Here is an 18,477-nt window from a genome sequence, read left to right on the forward strand (position 1 = left end):
CTTGGGCAAAAGAACGAAAGAGGCAGCGTCAAATCATGGGTCGTTTGGTCAAATTTCTGGTCTATGTCGTGTGTCTCGGTGCTGTCGCGCTGATCGGATATGCCTATCTGGGCCCGTTCTTCGGGGTTGATTTCTCGGCACCACAGACCGAACAGCGCCTGCCGGTGGTGTTGGATGCGGACTAGGGACGGGACTATCCCGAAACGCATCAGGCTGGCCGCGCTTCTGGCCTGTCTACCGATTGCGGGACTGGCCCAGCAAGAGCCGCTGTCAGTGATCGACTGGCTGGCCAACCCGGCCCCCGGCACCTTGCCTGGCACCGCTCTGCTGGAGCCGCCTGTAACCCAGAGCGGGCTGACACCGCAGATCGAGGTCACCCCGCTCGAGGCGTTGCCAATGCCGCTGGGGCTGGTCTCGACCAAGCTGACCGGCCTGCCGCTGGACCTGTGGCAGGGCAGCGACCCGGTGTTGCTGGCCGAGCGGCTGATGCGGGTGCCGGTGCGCGACAATCCGGCGATGCAGACCCTGCTTTATACCCTGCTGCTGTCCGAGACCCGCCCCCCCTATGCCAGCCCGCAGGCCGCCGAGACGGTCTTGCTGGCGCGGGTGGACCGGCTGATGCAGCTGGGCGCGGTCGACCCGGCCCAGGCGCTGATCCAGCTGGCGGGTCCCACCGCCTCGCAAGAACGGTTTCGGCGCTGGTTCGACGCGACCCTGCTGACCGGGGACGAGGACAGCAGTTGCGCCGCGCTGGCCGCCAGCCCGCATCTGGCGACCGATTATGCGGCGCTGATCTTTTGCACCGCGCGTCGGGGAGACTGGACCTCGGCGGCGCTGACGCTGGAGACCGCGCATGCGCTGGAGCTGCTGCCGCCCGAAATGCTGTCGCTGCTCGACCGGTTCCTCAGCCCCGAGATTTTCGAGGACCTGCCACCGCCCCCGGCCCCCGCGCGCCCCGATCCGCTGACCTTTCGCCTTTTCGAGGCGATCGGCGAGCCGCTGAACACGTCTGGCCTGCCACGTGCCTTTGCCAATGCCGACCTGCGCGATCTGGCCGGCTGGAAGGCCCAGCTGGAGGCCGCTGAGCGTCTGACCCGCATCGGCGCGCTGACACCCAACCAGCTGCTGGGCCTCTATACCCAACGCAGCCCGGCCGCTTCGGGCGGTATCTGGGACCGGGTCGAGGCGGTGCAGCAATTCGAAACAGCCTTGCAAAGCGGCAGCGCCGAAGCGGTGGCCAAGACCCTGCCCATTGCTTGGGCAGCGATGCGGCAGGCACGGCTCGAAGTGCCCTTTGCACAACTCTTTGCCGAAGCGCTCCCCGTGCTGGACGCACCCGAGGCCGCCGCACTCGCCTGGCGCATCCGGCTGTTGTCTCCGGGTTATGAAACGGCGGCGCATGACCCCGCGGATACCAGTGGCGACCGCGCCTTTCTTGCCGCGCTGGCGCGCGGCGTTCCCGGTTCGGTCGCCCCGCCCTCGCCCCAGGCCGGGGCCATCGCGGACGGGTTCGACAGTGCCACCGCCCTGCCCCCCGAAATGGAGGCGATGTTGAGCGACGGTCATCTGGGCGAAGCGATTCTCGAAGCGATGGACCGGTTCGGCAGCGGCGCCATGGGCAATCATGACGATCTGGGCGTGGCGCTGGCCCTGTTCCACCGCGTCGGGCTGGAGGACACCGCGCGGCGCGCCGCGCTGCAACTGATGCTGCTGACGCGGAGTTGAGCGATGTCCACAACCCCTGCCCATCCTCATCAATGGATCTCGACCTTTCTCGACGCGCAGGCGGCCGAACTGGGGGCCGCCAACAACACGCTGCTGGCCTATGGCCGCGACCTCAAGGATTTCATCGAATGGCTTGAGCGGCGCGGCGCCACGCTGGGCGGGGCCGAGCGCGACACGGTCGAGGCCTATCTGGTCGATTGTGATGCGCAGGGGTTGGCGCGCGCGACCCGGGCGCGGCGTCTGTCCGCGATCAAGCAGCTATACCGTTTCGCCTTTGACGAGGGCTGGCGCACGGACAACCCCGCCATCCAGATCAAGGGGCCCGGGCGGCTGAAATCGTTGCCCAAGACGCTTGAGGTGGTCGAGGTCGACCGTCTGCTGGAGGCCGCCCGCCAGACCGGCCGCACCAGCGCCGACCGGCTGCGCAATACCTGTCTGATGGAACTGCTCTATGCCACCGGCATGCGGGTCAGCGAACTGGTCTCGCTGCCCGCGTCGGCCGCGCGGGGCGATCCGCGCATGCTGCTGGTGCGCGGCAAGGGCGGCAAGGAACGCATGGTACCTTTGTCGCCGCCCGCCCGCGCGGCGCTGGCCGCCTGGCTGACGGTGCGCGACGCCGCCGAAGAGGACGGCGCCCGGCGCGGCAGCGCCCGCTCGCCGCACCTGTTTCCCTCGCGCGGGAAATCGGGTCATCTGACCCGGCACCGCTTCTATCTGCTGATCAAGGAACTGGCCGTCGCCGGCGGTGTGTCGCCCGACAAGGTCACCCCGCATACGCTGCGTCATGCCTTTGCCACCCATCTGCTGGCCAATGGCGCCGATCTGCGCACCATCCAGACCCTGCTGGGCCATGCCGATGTCTCGACCACCGAGATTTACACCCATGTTCTGGACGCAAGGCTGGCCGAACTGGTGCTGGATCACCACCCGCTGGCCCGCGACGACAAGTCCGATACCGACTGAGCCCTTGATCGCGCCCCCCGCCGACCCCATAACGGATGTCAGCGAAACAAGTTTTCAGGACCGATGGACCCCTCTGCCTCCGCGCTCGACAGCGCCTTCTGGATCACGACCGGCGCGATCCTGTTCCTGCTCATTCTCTCCGGTTTCTTTTCGGGGTCCGAGACCGCGCTGACCGCCGCCTCGCGCGGCAAGCTGCGCAGCCAGGCCGACCGGGGATCAAGCGGTGCCGAAAAGGCACTCAAGATCACCGAGAACAACGAAAAGCTGATCGGTTCGGTCCTGCTTGGCAACAATATCGTCAACATCCTGTCGGCCTCTCTCGCCACCGCACTGTTCACGCGGATGTTCGGGGAAAGCGGCGTGGCCCTGGCCACCATCGTGATGACGATGCTGGTCCTGATCTTTGCCGAGGTGCTGCCCAAGACATACGCCATCACCAATGCCGAAAAGGCCGCCGCCGCCGTCGCCCCGATCATCGGCGTGGTGGTGATGCTGTTTTCACCGATCGTGGCCCTGGTCCGGGTTCTGGTGCGGGGGGTTCTGCGCCTCTTTGGCGTTCAGATCGACCCCGACAGCCATATCATGGCGGTGCGCGAGGAGATCGCCGGCGCGCTCTATCTCGGCCATTCCGAGGGCGTGGTCGAAAAAGAGGACCGCGACCGTATCCTGGGCGCGCTCGACCTGGCCGAGCGCACGGTCGAGGAAATCATGCTGCATCGCTCGAATATCGTGATGCTGGATGCCGATGCCGAGCCCGAAACCATTCTGGAACACTGCCTGCAAAGCCCCCATACCCGCCTGCCCGTCTATCGCGGCGAGCCCGAGAACATCATCGGCGTGGTCCATGCCAAGGACCTGTTCCGCGCCATGTATGCCCAGGTTGGCGGCAGCGAGGGTCACACCGCGCGGCTCAAGGATTTCGACATCACCCGGGTCGCCAACGCGCCCTATTTCGTGCCCGAGACCACGACGCTCGACGACCAGATGCGCGCCTTCTTGCGCATTCGCAGCCATTTCGCGCTGGTGGTGGACGAATACGGCTCTTTGCGCGGGCTGATCACGCTCGAGGATATTCTCGAAGAGATCGTGGGCGAGATCACCGATGAATTCGACCCCGATGCCGAAATGCCGGTGACCCGTGGCGACGATGGCCAGTTCCTGGTCGAGGGCGCCATGACCATCCGCGACGTGAACCGGGCAATGGACTGGTCGCTGCCCGATGACGAGGCCAATACGGTCGCCGGACTGGTCATTCACGAGGCACAGATGATCCCGACCGTGGGTCAGGTCTTTGCCTTTCACGGCTTCCGCTTCGAGGTGACGGGCCGCGAGGGCAACCGGATCACCGGGCTCAAGATCCGCCCGCTATGACCCGCGCGGGCCGGATCCGGGGCTGGTTCGACGCTGTTGTCCTCGATCTGGGCCGGCAGATGCGCTGGTCGTTCCTGCCGCCGCTGATGGTCTATTTCGCCGCCGGGGCGCAGGGGCTGACCGCCGTTGTCGGCACGTTCTTCGTCAAGGAATATCTGGATGTCTCGGCGGCCTTCATCGCCGGGCTGGCCTTCTGGGCCGGGCTGCCCTGGGCGCTGAAGATGCCGCTGGGCCATCTGGTCGACCTGATCTGGCGCTGGAAGGCCTGGCTGATCTATCTGGGCGCGGCGCTGATCGCGGCCAGTTTCGCCATCATGTACGGGCTGGCAACCCGGGCCGACTGGATGCCGGGCATCATGTCAGTGACCGCCTGGTACGTGCTGGCGGTGATCCTGGCGCCCTGCGGCTATGTGGTGCAGGACGCAGTCGCCGATGCCATGTCGGTCGAGGCGGTGCCGCGCCACGATGCGCAAGGCGCCGAGTTGTCGCCCGAGGTGCAGCGTGCCCAGCACACCACGATGCAGACACTGGGACGCTTCGCCCTGATCGGCGGCGCCAGCGCGGTCGCCGCCCTGAACATCGTTCTGTTCGACGGGATCGAAACGCTGGCCCCGGCCGAGAAAGCCGCCCGCTATGGGCATATTTATGCGCTTGCCCTTCTGATCCCCTGTATCTCGATCTCGGGCGTGCTGCTGGCCGGCTGGCAGAAACGGAAGGCCATCGCGCGGCTGATCGCAGGCGGAATGGACCGGGTGCGCGCGCTGGCCGCATTCGACCCCGAGGGCGAGAAGGTGCGGCTGAACCACTGGTATTTCACCGGCGGCGCCATCTTTGTCGCGATGACGCTGACCGTCGGGCTGATGGACCTGCCGTTTTCGCAAGAGATCGTCTTTGCCGGATCGATGGCCATCGTGCTGACCCTGATGCGGCAACTGGTGCGCAATCTGGATCAGGCGCATGCACGCGCGCTGATCGGCACCGCGATCATCGTCTTCATGTTCCGCGCCATGCCGCTGAACGGCGCCGCCTCGACCTGGTTCGATATCGACGTGCTGGGCTTTGACCAGCAATTCCTGTCGCTCTTGTATCTCATCACCTCGGTTCTGACCCTGGTGGGCATGGTGGTGCTGCGGCCCTTGATCGCCTCGCGCACCATCGCCGATATCGTGATCCTGCTGACGCTGGCGGCGGGGGTGTTGTCGCTGCCCGGGATCGGTCTTTACTACGGGGTGCATCACTGGACCGCCGCCATGACCGGCGGCATTGTCGACGCGCGGTTCATCGCAATCGTCAACACGGCGGTGGAATCGCCGCTGGGTCAGGTGGCGATGATCCCCATGCTGGCCTGGATCGCGCGCAATGCGCCCGCCAATCTCAAGGCAACGTTCTTTGCGGTCATGGCCTCGTTCACCAATCTGGCCTTGTCCGCGTCGAGCCTTGGGACCAAGTACCTCAACCAGATCTATACCGTCACCCGCGAGGTGCGCGCCGAGGACGGCACGGTGACGGTTCCGGCGGATTACACGCAGCTTGGCTATCTGCTGATGACGGTGGCCGCAATCACCGTGATTGTCCCCCTGCTCACCGTCTGGCTGGTGCAGCAGAGCCGGTTCAAGAGCCGCGACTAGCGCGTTCCAGCCGGTCGCGATCCTCGGCCGCGCTCAACCCCGCGAGCCCCCGCGCCATGCTGCGCGCGGCAGAGCGGCGGGCAGCTTGTTCCAGTTCACCCTCGCTGCGCATGCCTATCGCCGCCAGCGCCCGCTGCAGCGCAAGTTGCACCTCGATGTTGCCTGCCCCATCCCGCGCGATCCGGTCAAAGGTTTCGGCAAACAGGGCATCGGGCGGAAGCGGCCGCAACCAGACCCGGTCGCAAGCCGGGCTTTTGTCGTTCTGCTCGCCATTTGCCAGCAGCACCAGAGAGGACAGCCGGTCGATCACGGTGATCGCCGTCGACGGGTCGTTGATCCCCGGCGACAGCGCCCGGCAGGCCATGTCGCCCAGCACCGACAGGCCGAACAGCGGGTCTTGCACGAATGTGCGCGCGCCCTCGATGACAAAGGCGCGACAGGCGTCCCCGGCGCCCCCTGCCTCCGGATCTCTGCAAGCGAACCGGGCCAGTTCCTGCCCCTCCTGCACGTAATCGCCGACAGAGACGGTGACATAGATCCGGGTTTCGGCCCTTTGGGCCAGCTCTTGCAGCATCCCGACAAAGATCTGCTGGACATATCCGGGCTGCGGCGCCCGCAGGGCCTGCCCGTCCTCGGGCAGCTCCGTTTCCTTGGTGAGCGCGTGTGCCCCGTAACAAGGCGTCTTTGCCAGTGCCCGCAGCGACACCGCCGCGCGACGTTCGACCTGGGCCAGGGTCTCGCCGAAACTGCCCAGATCCTCCAGATGCGCGATCCAGCGGATGATCGACACCACGATCAGGGCAATGACCAGCATCGTCATGGCAAACAGCGCCACGCTTTCCTGTTCGCCAAAGATCGGCGTGCGCCGCAGGACCATCCCGGACATGGAGAACAGATAGGCGCCGACAAAGACGGCAAGGATCGAATGGGTGGCGGTATCGTCCTTGAGGATCACATGGGTGCGCGGCCCCCATTGCGACCAGGCCGCACGATGGGCGCCGGTCATCACCGTCAGTGAAAAGGTGGTCACCGCCAGCATGCTGGTCGCCAGCGTTGCCAGGATCGGGTCCACTGCCGCCGCGCCGATGCGGTCGGCCAGCCCCGGCGGGATCAGATCACCCAGAAGCGCCGCCAACGGGACCGACAACAGGCTGAGCGCGGCGATCAGGATGATCCGTACATAGAGCAGCCGCAGCACGCGCCGGGCAATATTCAGAAGTTTATCGCGCAAATCGCCCTCTCGAACCGGCTGCACATTTCATTTGCGACACATCCCGTCGCAGAGCGACAAGAACCCGCGCCATATCTGCCCTGACTGATAGGTCAGACCTGTCCCTAGACTAGCGGAGACTGAAATGAAAACCACCACCCGAGTGGCCGTCATCGGCGGCGGTGTTGTCGGCTGTTCCGTCCTTTATCACCTGACCAAGCTGGGCTGGTCGGACGTGATGCTGATCGAGCGGTCCGAGCTGACCTCGGGCTCGACCTGGCATGCGGCGGGCGGCTTTCACACGCTGAACGGCGATACAAACATGGCCGCGCTTCAGGGCTATACCATCCGGCTTTACAAGGAGTTGGAAGAGATCACCGGCATGTCCTGCGGGCTGCATCATGTGGGTGGCATCACGCTGGCGGACAATCGCGACCGGTTCGACATGCTGCTGGCCGAACGGGCCAAACACCGGTTCATGGGGCTGGAAACCGAGATTGTCGGCCCCGAAGAGATTGCCAAGATCGCCCCCATCACAAATCTGGATGGCATCATCGGCGCGCTCTACGACCCGCTCGACGGGCATCTGGACCCATCCGGCACCACCCATGCCTATGCCAAGGCCGCCCGCATGGGCGGCGCCACCATCGAAACCCACTGCATGGTGCGCGAGACCAACCAGCGCCCGGACGGCACCTGGGACGTGGTCACCGACAAGGGCACCATCCACGCCGAACATGTGGTCAATGCAGGTGGCCTCTGGGCGCGCGAGGTGGGCGCGATGGCGGGCGTCTACTTCCCGCTGCACCCGATGGAGCACCAATACATCGTCACCGACGATATTCCCGAAATCTATGAGCGCGGCAGCGAACACCCGCATGTGATGGACCCGGCGGGCGAAAGCTATCTGCGGCAAGAGGGGCGCGGGCTGTGCATCGGCTTCTATGAACAGCCCTGCAAGCCCTGGGCGGTGGATGGCACGCCCTGGACCTTCGGCCACGAATTGCTGCCCGACGACTTTGACAAGATCGAGGAAAGCATTGAATTCGCTTACAAACGCTTTCCCGTTCTGGCGAGCGCCGGGGTCAAGTCGGTCATTCACGGCCCCTTCACCTTTGCCCCCGATGGCAACCCGCTGGTGGGGCCGGTGCCGGGCATGCGCAACTATTGGTCGGCCTGTGGCGTCATGGCGGGATTCAGCCAGGGCGGCGGTGTCGGCCTGACGCTGGCGCAATGGATGATCGAGGGCGAACCCGAGCGCGATGTCACCGCGATGGACGTGGCCCGGTTCGGGCGCTGGATCAGCCCCGGCTATACCCGCCCCAAGGTGATCGAGAACTATCAGAAACGGTTCAGCGTGTCATATCCGAACGAGGAACTGCCTGCCGCCCGCCCCAACCGCACCACGCCGATGTATGATATCTTTTCCGACATGGGCGCGGTCTGGGGCCAGCAATACGGGCTGGAGGTTGCCAATTACTATGCCCAACGCGACGAGCCGACCTATGAAACCCCCTCCTTCCGCCGCTCGGACGCGTTTGCGGCCACCGGCCGCGAGGTGCGCGGTGTGCGTCAAGGCGTGGGCATCAACGAGGTCCACAACTTCGGCAAATACATGGTGACGGGCCCCCGCGCGCGCGCCTGGCTCGACCGGATCATGGCGGGTCGCATCCCGGCGCCTGGGCGGCTGTCGCTGACGCCGATGCTGAGCGCCAAGGGCAAGCTGATCGGGGATTTCACCGTTTCCTGCCTGAGCGAGACCGAGTTTCAGCTGACCGCCTCCTACGGGTCGCAGGATTATCACATGCGCTGGTTCCAGCAACATCAGGAGGACAGTGTAACCATCGAAAATATCAGCGATAAACGTAACGGATTCCAGATTGCCGGACCAAAGGCACGGGCGGTTCTGGCCGCTTGCACCCGCGACGATGTCGACAGCCTGCGGTTCATGGATGTGCGGCGGATGGTGGTGGGCATGACCGACTGTATCGTGCAGCGGGTCAGCTATACCGGCGATCTGGGCTATGAGATCTATTGCGATCCAATGGCGCAGCGTCAGCTGTGGTGGGCCCTGTGGCAGGCCGGTCAGGACCACGGCATGATCCCCTTTGGCATGCGCGCGATGATGAGCCTGCGGCTGGACAAGTTCTTTGGCTCGTGGCTGCGGGAGTTCTCTCCCGACTATACCGCCGCCGAAACCGGGCTGGACCGGTTCATCGCCTTCAAGAAAGAGGCGGATTTCATCGGCCGCGCGGCCGCCGAGGCGGAGCGCGCCGCAGGCCCTGCCCGCCGGCTCTGCGCCTTCGAAGTCGAGGCCGAGGACGCCGATGTCAATGCCTATGAGCCGATCTGGCTGGAGGGCGCGGTGGTGGGCTTCTGCACATCGGGCGGCTATTCGCATCACGCGGGGAAATCGGTCGCACTGGGTTTTCTGCCGGTCGAGCGCATCGCCGATGGGCTTGCGGTCGAGATCGAGATCCTGGGCCAGATGCGCCCCGCGCGGGTGATCAGCCAGCCGCTTTTTGACGCGGATGGTGCGCGCATGCGCGGGTGACAACTCCCGCGCCAGCAGCCAGAGTTGCGGCATGAAGCCGATTCCCATCCTGTTGCTGGCCGCGGGCCGGTCCCGTCGCATGGGCGGGGCCGACAAGCTGATGCAAGAGATCGACGGCATGCCGCTGCTGCGCCGGACCGCCTTGCGGGCGCTGAAAGTGGCACCGGTGATCGTGGCCGTGCCGCCAGCACCGCATCCGCGCCATGACGCGCTGGCGGGGTTGCCCGTTGATATCGTCGCGGTGCCCGATGCCGACGAGGGCATGAATGCCAGCCTGCGCCGCGCAGTTTCGGCGTTGCCGGACGAGACGCCCGCAGCCATGGTTCTGCTTGCCGACCTGCCCGACCTGACCAGTGACGACCTGACGCTGGTACTGGGCGCCGTAGATTTTTCGACGAAAAATCTCATCTGGCGCGGGGCGACCGCATCGGGACATCCCGGCCATCCCGTTGTGTTTCAAAGGGCCTTGTTCCCCGCGCTTCTGGAACTGACCGGCGATACCGGGGCGCAATCGGTGGTACAGGCACATCGCGACCGGCTGGTGCTGGTCCCGTTGCCGGGCGCGCATGCCCGCACCGATCTGGACACGCCCGAGGCCTGGGCAAACTGGCGCGCGAAACGGCAATAGGCGAGGCGCGAAAACCGCGCCCCGCCCTGCCCGCGCGCCCCGAGACCGCGCGGTTCAAGCTGCATATTCGGGGAGGCCGAAGCCCGCTGTTACATCAGCAGGCGGGCTTCGTGTTTCTTCAGCGACCGGCGCGCGGCGGCATAGGCCTCGACGCCCTCGCGGGTCTTCAGCTCGGGGAACAGCTCGAGCAGTTCGTCGCGCTGTGCATCGGCAAGACCGGCCAGAGACAGATCGCCCGGCTGGAAGCTCTCGGTCCAGGCCCCGTCCGACAGCACCACTTCGTGCTGGTCGAACATGAAGTGGATATAGGTCACTTCCGAGATCTCGACGATGTCGACCCCTTCGAGCCCGATCAGATGCTTGGCCGCGACCAGAACCTCGCGCTCTTCGAAGTAGAGCGCCGTCTTGTCATTGGCCACCAGGATCCGGTGGTTGGGGCTGACGATCATGTCCCGCTCGGGCAGGCCGCCACCCAGCGCGCCCTGACGGATCAGGACCGGGTTCAGATGACCGGCACGGGCCAGTTCTGCGCCGGTCAGCGTGCGGGCGCCGACCCAGCGGATTTCCTGGATACCGTTGTCGCGGGTGATCACCCGGTCGCCAACCTGCAACTCCTCGACCAGACGCTCGCCCTTGGGGGTCGCGATCTTGGTGCCCGGCGTGAAGCAGGGCAGAATGACCGTCTCGATCTCGCTGAATGTGGTGGTGCCGGTTTCGGTGCCACCCGCATCGAAGTAGCGCACGATGCCCGCCTCGGGGTCGCCCGCGTCGTATTCGACGGTGACCGAACCACCGGGAGCGGCCGCGTTTGTCAGGTCAAGCACGTCCTCGTCCAGCCCGTCGGCATCCTCGCCGCCGATGATGACCTCGCCCTGACCGACATTGACGAACCGGTCGTCGCCAAAGCCGCCGCCCAGGATGTCACCGCCATCGTCGGGGTTCTCGTTGCTGCCGGACAGGGTGTCGTCGCCTTCGCCGCCGAACACGATGTCGCGTCCCGCGCCACCATCAAGCGAGTCGTCGCCCTCTCCGCCGTCGAGAGCGTCCCCACCCTCTTCGCCGAACACGGTATCGTTGCCCGCGCCGCCGAACACCACGTCGGTGTCCAGACCGCTGCGGACCAGATCGTCGCCGTCACCGGCCAGAACGATATCCTGTTCGTCGACCAGCGGCAGCACCGCGTCGTCGTTGTCGACCATGTCGCCTTCGGGATCACCGGTATAGGCCAGGTCAATGGTGTCATTGCCCGAGGTGCCGTCAACGATGCCGTCATAGCTGTCCGGCGGGGTCGGGCCGCTACCCGGCGGCGGGGTCGGGTTTCCACCCGGATTTCCGATCACCAGCGCGTTCTCGACCTCCGAGAAATCGGCGGTGCCGGCCACGCTCAGATCGGGATTGTAAAAGGTGATGGTTCCGGATTCACCGGTCGGATCGGTCTGGTCATAGTCGACCACGGCCAGTCCGGTCGCGATGGCAATGTCAAAGTCGTTGCCGCCTTCACCACCCTCGATCGTGTCGCCCACGCCAGCGCCGATGGTGTCGCGGTCGTCGTCACCATAGAGGACGTCGGCCTCGGATCCGCCCAGGATCACATCGTTTCCAGTGCCGCCGTGGATCTCGTCCTCGCCGTGACCGCCCTGCAGGGTGTCATTGCCGTCGCCGCCTTCGATGCTGTCCTCGTCGATGCCGCCGTCGATCAGGTCATCGCCGCTGCCGCCCAGAATGGTGTCGTCGTCATCCTGACCATAGAGCGTATCGTTGCCCTCGCCGCCGTCGATGAAATCGAGCCCGTTGGTGGTCTCGGGATCGGCGGGGCCATCGGTGCCATCGTCGCGGATGTTGAGATTGTCCGGGAAGCGCGGGTCGAGACCGCCATAAACCACGTCGTCGCCGGCGCCGGCCAGGATCGAGTCCGCGCCCTCGCCGCCCACGATCATGTCGGCGCCATCGCCACCCTCGATGGTGTCGTCATCCAGGCCGCCGTCGATCGTGTCGTTGCCAGCGCCGCCGGTGATCCGGTCGGTGTCGTCGCCGGTCATGATCACGTCATTGCCGTCGCCGCCATCCACGGTATCGCGATCGTCGTCGACAACCGGATCCGCCGGAACCGCAGGCAGGCCGTTATACGAGGGGAAGCCGCGGTCGGGCAGATTGCCCGACAGGCTGCCCGAGGTATCGATCACATCGTCGCCATCGCCGCCCTCGACGCTGTCATTTCCGTCACCGCCGGTCAGCGTGTCGTCGCCCCCCTGACCGATCAGCGTATCGTCGCCGTCACCGCCGGTCAGGCTGTCATTGCCGTCCACGCCTGTATCAGTGTTCGGAACGTCGAAGTAAACGTCGGTAACACTGATCTCGCTAGGGTTCGGACCACTTTGGCCGTGTTCGATCGTCAGGCGAGCAACCGGTCCCGGAATGGTGACCAAGATCGAGAAGTTCGAATTGTTGGGATCGGCATAACCGCCGTCGCCGGTCGCCGTTTCATTGCCGGCTACACTGTCTGTGTCGCTTTCAGTGACACGCAACCCACCGGCGATATTCACCGTGATCGGGTCGCCGTTGACGTCAAATGCCTGAACCGTCGCCTGGCCGTCACCGTCGATATCGTTGATCCGGAAGGACACGTTGGTCACGGCTTCCGAGAATTCCAGCTGATAGGTGCCGGTGTTCGCCTGGCCATTCAGTTCGGACTCCAGCGCGCTGTCGTCAGTGGCCGCCGGACCATTGGTGTCGATATTACCGACAAACTGTTCCTGCGTGGCGAATACGGTGGTGACACCCGTGTCAGCATTCAGCACCGAGAAAGTGACATCGACGCCGCCTGTGGTCTGGGTAAAGCCGCCGCTGAGATCGTCTTGATCATCAATCGCGCCTCCATCATCGGGATCAGGCGCACGGAACCATTCAAACACCTCGCGAGTGCTACCGCCGGCACCGCCTCCTGGCGCGTTGTCGTCGCCGATCAGCAGGTCGTCGCCGGCCTCACCATTGACCGTGTCGTTGCCGCTGCCGGCATAGACAGTGTCGTCGCCCTCACCCGCGTCGATGCTGTCATCGCCGGCACCGCCGTCGACCACATCGTCATCGGGACCATGGGTCGGGTCGATCGCGTCGCCGCCGTCGATCACGTCCCCCTCGGGGTCGCCGGTATAGCCCAGGTCGATGGTGTCGTTGCCCGGGGTGCCGTCGACGATCCCATTGGGTTGGCCGATCACCGGTGCATCCAGCACCGCCACATAGTCGATGCCGCCAAAAAAGTTCTGGTCGTAATCGCCATCGGTCGCCTCGCGGGCACCGATGGCAAAGCTCTGTTCGTCACCGGTCGTGACATCCAGCGTCATGCCGGTCTGGTCACTGGACACGGTGGTCTCGGTCCCCTGGGTCTCGTTCACCACGCGCATGTCCAGGCCGTTGTCGGACCAGGCGTAGGTGACGGTGACGATATCGCCGATGCTATAGAAATTGGCGCCGGTGCTGAGGATCTCTTCGACCCCGTTCGAGCGGTGCAGAACCTCAACCATGCCGTCGTTAGTGACGCGCACCTCGAAATACCCGCTGTCGGCCCCTGCGGTGGTGCCGGCGCCATCATCGACATTGCCGGAGTCCTCGACACCGCGGCTGACCACCGTGTAGGGGCCATCGCCCGGATGACCGAAGACGCGGAACGATGTGATCAGCGACCCTTCCTCGAGGTCAAATTGGTCATCATCACCATCGTTTACGTCCATGCGCTCATCAGGATGGCCGGTATACATCCACCCCGCACTGAAATCGGGGCCATTCACGGGTGTACCATCCTGCGCGATACCGTCCCCAAGGCCGGTGTCGCTGGTTTCCGCGCCGGGGCGGAAATCCCACAGACCAATCAGGTTGGCCGAATACGGATTGTCAAAATTGTTCGCCATACCAATCTCCTTCCCGGCACACCTGCACCGATACGCGTCCCCACGCGAAATCCTACGTTAACGGGACGATGACTGGTCCAATCGCGACCACACCTCTTGCGAACCCGAGCGGGTGGAGAAAGCTGGCGCAAAGCAAGACTGCCTTGTTTCGGCACGCGATGGCGCACCGATTATTCCCTCGCCACAAACGACCAATGCAGCCGTTGCGCGAACGCGCATCCTTCTCACGTCTTCAAGACGCCAAGTTGTGCGGTCGCCCCCGTGACCAACAGACATCGCCCCCCCAGTTGGGCTGCATTCATGATTAGCGGAGCCTTGGAGACGGACAAAGCGAAAAAGGGTCCAAAATTTGCCCCATTCCGCCAACGCGACCAACTCTGCCCCGACATAGCTGCAATCGAACTCTCTCCTGGGTTGATTGCTGTTTCCATTATAAAAACTTCTCCCTTCGCGCAGAATCGCTCCCTCCCCCATTTTCCTCAACTTTGAAAGAAAATCGTGCGATCGCGCTTCGGGCGTTTGTTTCTGTTTTCAGAACAATCTGCCGTCATCCGCATACGGCTCTCTAGCCTTGGGAAGCGCCTTGATTTTGCCACAATTGACAGCGGCGAGGTGTCCAATACTAGCTCACGGCGTGGTTCTTTGAAAGAACGGGAACAATCCAAAGCCGGCAATGATCGAATCAAGTTCAAGTTGTTCAGACATTTCGCGCAAACATGTTTGTGGAGGATCAGTCTCAGGGGGGTACGAATTAACTTTTCTTAATCCCCGGCTCAGCCCGGCCTCAGAATGCGCCGCTATCTCTGTCTCGAACCCGGCCCGGACCGGACCAGAGACAGGAGACCAAGATGAGCATCCGCATGTCCCGCAAACTGACCCCCTCGCTGCCCGCCTGGGCTGCCGCCCCTGCCCTGGGTGCGCTGCTGCTGACCAGCGCGACCCTGCCCGTCAGCGCCGACGAGGCGCTGGCCGATCTGGTCGAACAGGTCGCCCCCAGCGTGGTCACCGTGCTGGCCAGCCAGGACGCCGCACCGCGCCCGACCGGCGCGCAGCCTTCGCCCTTCGAAGGCACCCCGTTCGAGGAGTTCTTTCACCAGTTCGGCGGCCCGCGCGGCATGCCGATGCCCGATAGCGGCCCGAGCCAGGGGCTCGGCTCGGGCTTCATCCTCGACACCGAGGGCTATATCGTCACCAACAATCACGTGGTGGACGGCGCCGACCGGGTCACTGTCCGCCTCAGCGATGACCGTGAGTTCACAGCCCAGGTGGTTGGCACCGACCCGCTGACCGATCTGGCGCTGCTGCGGATCGAGGCGGGCGAGGCGCTGCCCGCCGTCACGTTGGGTGACAGCGACGCGATCCGAGTGGGCGAGGATGTGGTGGCCGTGGGCAACCCCTTTGGCCTCAGCTCGACCGTGACCACCGGCATCGTCTCGGCCAAGGGGCGCAATATCTCGGACGGGCCCTATGCCGAGTTCATCCAGACCGACGCCGCCATCAACAAGGGCAATTCGGGCGGACCGCTGTTCAACATGGCGGGCGAGGTCGTGGGCGTGAACTCGGTGATCTATTCGCCCTCGGGTGGGTCGGTCGGCCTGGGCTTTGCCGTCACCTCGAACATCGTCGATCATGTGATCGCCGACCTGCGCGAGGACGGTCAGGTCGATCGCGGCTGGCTGGGCGTGTCGATCCAGAACCTTGGCGCCGATATCGCCGCCGCGCTGGGCCTTGACGGGACCTCCGGTGCGCTGGTGTCCGAGGTCGTGGCCGATGGCCCCTCGGACGGCACCCTGCGCCCCGGTGACGTGATCGTCGCCTTCGAGGGCAAACCGGTGCGCAGCAGCGCCGACCTACCCCGGCTGGTGGGCGCGACCGAATCCGGAACCCGCGCCAGTATCCGGGTGATGCGCGATGGCAAGGCGCAGGATATCACCGTCACCATCGGCACCCATCAGGCCAGCGCCGAGGTGATCCCGGCCAGCGCCGACGGCCCGGCCGACGCGCCCGGCCTTGGCCTTACCGTCTCGCCGCTGAGCGAAGAGGCCCGCAAGGGCGCCGGGCTGGACAGCGACACCGGCGGCGTGCTGATCACCGATATCGCGCCCGATGGCCCCGCCGCCCGCGCCGGCCTGCGCCCCGGCGACGTGATCCTGCGGCTGGGCGGCGCCGACACCGCCAGCCCGGCGGCGCTGAAACAGGCGCTGGAAAGCGAAAAGACCGATCCGGCGCTGATGCTGATCAACCGCGGCGGCAACCAGATCTTTCTCGCGGTCAAGATCACCTGACCGACAGGTCGCTGACCCGGCCGTGCCCCCGCACGCCGGGTCTGGATCCGGGCCATGTTATGTGCCTTTCGGTCCCGGATCTGCCGGGCGCGTCCCATCCGCGCCCGGCACGTGCATTTGCCGCCTCGCCCCTGTATATCCATCGGAAAAGAGGACCATTGAGATGAGCCGACGTGTGCTGATCGTCGAGGATGACCCCGAAACGCGCGACTTCCTCGCCAAGGGCTTTGCCGAGGAGGGCTTTGCCGTGGAATGTGCCGCAGACGGGCGCGATGGCCTTTATCACGCCACCGATGGCGGCTTTGACGCGATGGTGCTGGACCGGATGCTGCCCGGCCTCGACGGGCTGGCGCTGATCAAGTCGGTGCGGGCGGCCGGACTGAACACCCCGGTCATCATGCTGACGGCGATGAGCGCGGTGGACGAGCGCGTCAAGGGGCTGCGCGCGGGCGCCGACGACTATCTGGTCAAACCCTTCTCGTTTCAGGAGCTGCTGGCCCGGGTCGAGGCGTTGCTGCGCCGCCCGCAGGACACGCAAGAGGCCACGACGCTGACCTGTCGCGATCTGGAGATGGACCTGATGCGCCGCAAGGTGACCCGCGCCGGGCGCGAGATCACCCTGACCCCGCGCGAATTCCAGATCCTCGAATTCTTCCTGCGCCGCAAGAACCGGGTGATTACCCGCACCATGCTGCTGGAGGGGGTCTGGGATTACCATTTCGACCCCAACACCAATATCGTCGACGTGCATATCTCGAAGCTGCGGCGCCAGATCGACGAGGGCGCCGAGGTGCCGCTGATCACCACCGTACGCGGTGCGGGCTACATGATCTCCGATGGCTAAGCCGCTGGTCCTGATGCGAAATGCCCGCACCCGGCTGGTGCTGCTCAGCATGGTGCTGAGCACGGCAATGACGGTGGCGGTGCTGGCGCTGGTCTATGTCACCGCCAACCGGACCATCGCGGGCGAGACCCGCTCGGTGGTGACCGCCGAGCTGGCCGGGTTGGCCGATGAATATCAGCGTCTGGGTGTCATCGGCCTGCTGACCGCGATCGAGCGGCGCAGCCAGGACGCCAGCGAGCGCGATGCGCTCTACCTGCTGACCGATCGCGGAGGTGCGGTGCTGGCGGGCAATCTGGTGCGCTGGCCGCCCGGTGTGTCCGCGGGCAGTGGCTGGATCGAACTGGATCTGATCCGCACCGAATCCGGTGAAAGCGTGCCGGTCTCGGCCGCCTCGATCCGCCTGCCCGGCGGCGAGGGGCTGCTGGTGGGGCGCGACGCCTCGGCCCGGCGGCAATTCGACCGGGTGCTGCTGCGCTCGGTGGGTCTGGCATTGTTGGCGGCGCTGGCGCTCAGCCTGCTGACCGGCTGGCTGCTGACGCGGCTGGTGTTCTCGCGGCTCAAGGACATCTCGCGCACCGCCGGAGAGATCGTCTCGGGTGATCTGGGCCGCCGCATCCCGCTGCGCGGCACCGGGGACGAGTTCGACCGCATGGCGGCAACCCTGAACGAGATGCTGGACCGGATCGAGGAACTGGTGGGCCATCTGCGCACCACCTCGAATTCCATCGCCCATGACCTGCGCTCCCCCCTGTCGCGGCTGCGCCAGCGGGTCGAGACGTTGACCGACCCCGACCGCGACCCTGAAGAGCGCGGCGCCGACGGCGCCCGCGCCCTGGCCGAGGTGGACCACCTGTTGCGGGTCTTTTCGCAACTGACCGAGATCTCGCGCGCCGAGGCGGGGCTGGGGCGCGAGGAATTCGAACCGGTGGACCTGGCCGCGCTGGCACGCAATCTGGGCGAGTTCTATGAACCGCTCGCCGCCGAGACCGGCGTGACCCTGACGGTCGAGGCCAAGGCCGCGACCCTGCCCGGCCACCCGGCCCTGCTGGCGCAGGCGCTGTCCAACCTGCTCGACAACGCGCTGCGTTATGCGCCCCCGGGCAGCACGGTCTCGCTGACCGTGATTGAAACCGGATCGAACATAGTGCTGGCTGTACGCGACCAGGGTCCCGGCGTCCCCGAAGAGGACCTCTCCCGCCTGGCCGAACCCTTCGTCACGCTCGACCCGTCGCGCACGGGCGGCAATTCGGGCCTGGGCCTGGCGCTGGTCGCCGCAATCGCCCGGATGCATGGCGGCAGCTTCGAAGCGGAGAACCACGCGCCGGGGCTGGAGGCGCGCTTGATCCTGCCGCACGGCGCCTGAG

General features: G+C 65.4%; 12 protein-coding genes. 10 read left to right on the forward strand and 2 right to left on the reverse strand.

Annotated elements, in window-relative coordinates:
* Nucleotides 1–35: 35 nt before the first annotated feature.
* From AC2FNY_RS03155 to AC2FNY_RS03175, 5 genes are all read left to right on the forward strand, one after another.
* Nucleotides 36–185: a hypothetical protein gene (locus AC2FNY_RS03155; protein WP_234136441.1), complete on the forward strand. Its 150-nt coding sequence runs from the start codon at nucleotides 36–38 to the stop codon at nucleotides 183–185.
* On the forward strand, nucleotides 175–1,725 hold the full coding sequence (locus AC2FNY_RS03160) for a hypothetical protein (protein WP_496801601.1): 1,551 nt from the start codon (nucleotides 175–177) through the stop codon (nucleotides 1,723–1,725). The genes AC2FNY_RS03155 and AC2FNY_RS03160 overlap by 11 nt, the downstream gene beginning before the upstream one ends.
* Before the next feature lie 3 nt (nucleotides 1,726–1,728).
* The gene (locus AC2FNY_RS03165; protein ID WP_496801602.1) at nucleotides 1,729–2,688 is read left to right on the forward strand and encodes a tyrosine recombinase; all 960 of its coding nucleotides are present in this window, start codon (nucleotides 1,729–1,731) and stop codon (nucleotides 2,686–2,688) included.
* A gap of 63 nt (nucleotides 2,689–2,751) precedes the next feature.
* Entirely contained in the window at nucleotides 2,752–4,059 is a 1,308-nt protein-coding gene (locus tag AC2FNY_RS03170) for an HlyC/CorC family transporter (RefSeq protein ID WP_234136438.1), read from the forward strand.
* Nucleotides 4,056–5,687: an MFS transporter gene (locus AC2FNY_RS03175; protein WP_496801603.1), complete on the forward strand. Its 1,632-nt coding sequence runs from the start codon at nucleotides 4,056–4,058 to the stop codon at nucleotides 5,685–5,687. The genes AC2FNY_RS03170 and AC2FNY_RS03175 overlap by 4 nt, the downstream gene beginning before the upstream one ends.
* On the opposite strand, the gene AC2FNY_RS03180 is transcribed toward AC2FNY_RS03175, so the two are convergent.
* On the reverse strand, nucleotides 5,671–6,918 hold the full coding sequence (locus tag AC2FNY_RS03180) for a DUF2254 domain-containing protein (protein WP_496801604.1): 1,248 nt from the start codon (nucleotides 6,916–6,918) through the stop codon (nucleotides 5,671–5,673). The two genes, AC2FNY_RS03175 and AC2FNY_RS03180, sit on opposite strands and share 17 nt — an antisense overlap.
* Before the next feature lie 124 nt (nucleotides 6,919–7,042).
* Between AC2FNY_RS03180 and AC2FNY_RS03185 the strand changes: the two genes are divergently transcribed.
* Nucleotides 7,043–9,451, forward strand: a complete 2,409-nt coding sequence (locus AC2FNY_RS03185) for a GcvT family protein (protein WP_496801605.1) — start codon at nucleotides 7,043–7,045, stop codon at nucleotides 9,449–9,451.
* Between the two features lie 31 nt (nucleotides 9,452–9,482).
* A complete protein-coding gene (locus AC2FNY_RS03190; protein WP_496801606.1) occupies nucleotides 9,483–10,079 on the forward strand; it encodes a nucleotidyltransferase family protein in 597 nt (198 codons plus the stop codon).
* 89 nt (nucleotides 10,080–10,168) lie between these two features.
* Here the strand turns inward: AC2FNY_RS03190 and AC2FNY_RS03195 are convergent, their stop codons facing one another.
* A complete protein-coding gene (locus tag AC2FNY_RS03195) occupies nucleotides 10,169–13,984 on the reverse strand; it encodes a Hint domain-containing protein (RefSeq protein WP_496801607.1) in 3,816 nt (1,271 codons plus the stop codon).
* Between the two features lie 848 nt (nucleotides 13,985–14,832).
* On the opposite strand from AC2FNY_RS03195, the gene AC2FNY_RS03200 reads away from it, so the two are divergent.
* The 3 genes from AC2FNY_RS03200 to AC2FNY_RS03210 all read left to right on the forward strand — a co-directional run bounded on the left by AC2FNY_RS03200 (nucleotide 14,833) and on the right by AC2FNY_RS03210 (nucleotide 18,476).
* Entirely contained in the window at nucleotides 14,833–16,269 is a 1,437-nt protein-coding gene (locus AC2FNY_RS03200) for a DegQ family serine endoprotease (protein WP_496801608.1), read from the forward strand.
* A 163-nt stretch (nucleotides 16,270–16,432) separates the two neighbouring features.
* A complete protein-coding gene (locus AC2FNY_RS03205; protein WP_234166332.1) occupies nucleotides 16,433–17,113 on the forward strand; it encodes a response regulator transcription factor in 681 nt (226 codons plus the stop codon).
* On the forward strand, nucleotides 17,106–18,476 hold the full coding sequence (locus tag AC2FNY_RS03210) for a sensor histidine kinase (protein ID WP_496801609.1): 1,371 nt from the start codon (nucleotides 17,106–17,108) through the stop codon (nucleotides 18,474–18,476). The genes AC2FNY_RS03205 and AC2FNY_RS03210 overlap by 8 nt, the downstream gene beginning before the upstream one ends.
* Nucleotide 18,477: the final 1 nt, after the last annotated feature.

The sequence above is a fragment of the Ruegeria sp. BHSC223 genome (assembly GCF_059613025.1).

What these genes read in the sequence shown, in the direction of transcription:
- AC2FNY_RS03155 (WP_234136441.1), top strand. Translation starts at nt 36, where the DNA reads ATGGGTCGTTTGGTCAAATTTCTGGTCTATGTCGTGTGTCTCGGTGCT.
- AC2FNY_RS03160 (WP_496801601.1), top strand. Translation starts at nt 175, where the DNA reads ATGCGGACTAGGGACGGGACTATCCCGAAACGCATCAGGCTGGCCGCG.
- AC2FNY_RS03165 (WP_496801602.1), top strand. Translation starts at nt 1,729, where the DNA reads ATGTCCACAACCCCTGCCCATCCTCATCAATGGATCTCGACCTTTCTC.
- AC2FNY_RS03170 (WP_234136438.1), top strand. Translation starts at nt 2,752, where the DNA reads ATGGACCCCTCTGCCTCCGCGCTCGACAGCGCCTTCTGGATCACGACC.
- AC2FNY_RS03175 (WP_496801603.1), top strand. Translation starts at nt 4,056, where the DNA reads ATGACCCGCGCGGGCCGGATCCGGGGCTGGTTCGACGCTGTTGTCCTC.
- AC2FNY_RS03185 (WP_496801605.1), top strand. Translation starts at nt 7,043, where the DNA reads ATGAAAACCACCACCCGAGTGGCCGTCATCGGCGGCGGTGTTGTCGGC.
- AC2FNY_RS03190 (WP_496801606.1), top strand. Translation starts at nt 9,483, where the DNA reads ATGAAGCCGATTCCCATCCTGTTGCTGGCCGCGGGCCGGTCCCGTCGC.
- AC2FNY_RS03195 (WP_496801607.1), bottom strand. Translation starts at nt 13,984, where the DNA reads ATGGCGAACAATTTTGACAATCCGTATTCGGCCAACCTGATTGGTCTG.
- AC2FNY_RS03200 (WP_496801608.1), top strand. Translation starts at nt 14,833, where the DNA reads ATGAGCATCCGCATGTCCCGCAAACTGACCCCCTCGCTGCCCGCCTGG.
- AC2FNY_RS03205 (WP_234166332.1), top strand. Translation starts at nt 16,433, where the DNA reads ATGAGCCGACGTGTGCTGATCGTCGAGGATGACCCCGAAACGCGCGAC.
- AC2FNY_RS03210 (WP_496801609.1), top strand. Translation starts at nt 17,106, where the DNA reads ATGGCTAAGCCGCTGGTCCTGATGCGAAATGCCCGCACCCGGCTGGTG.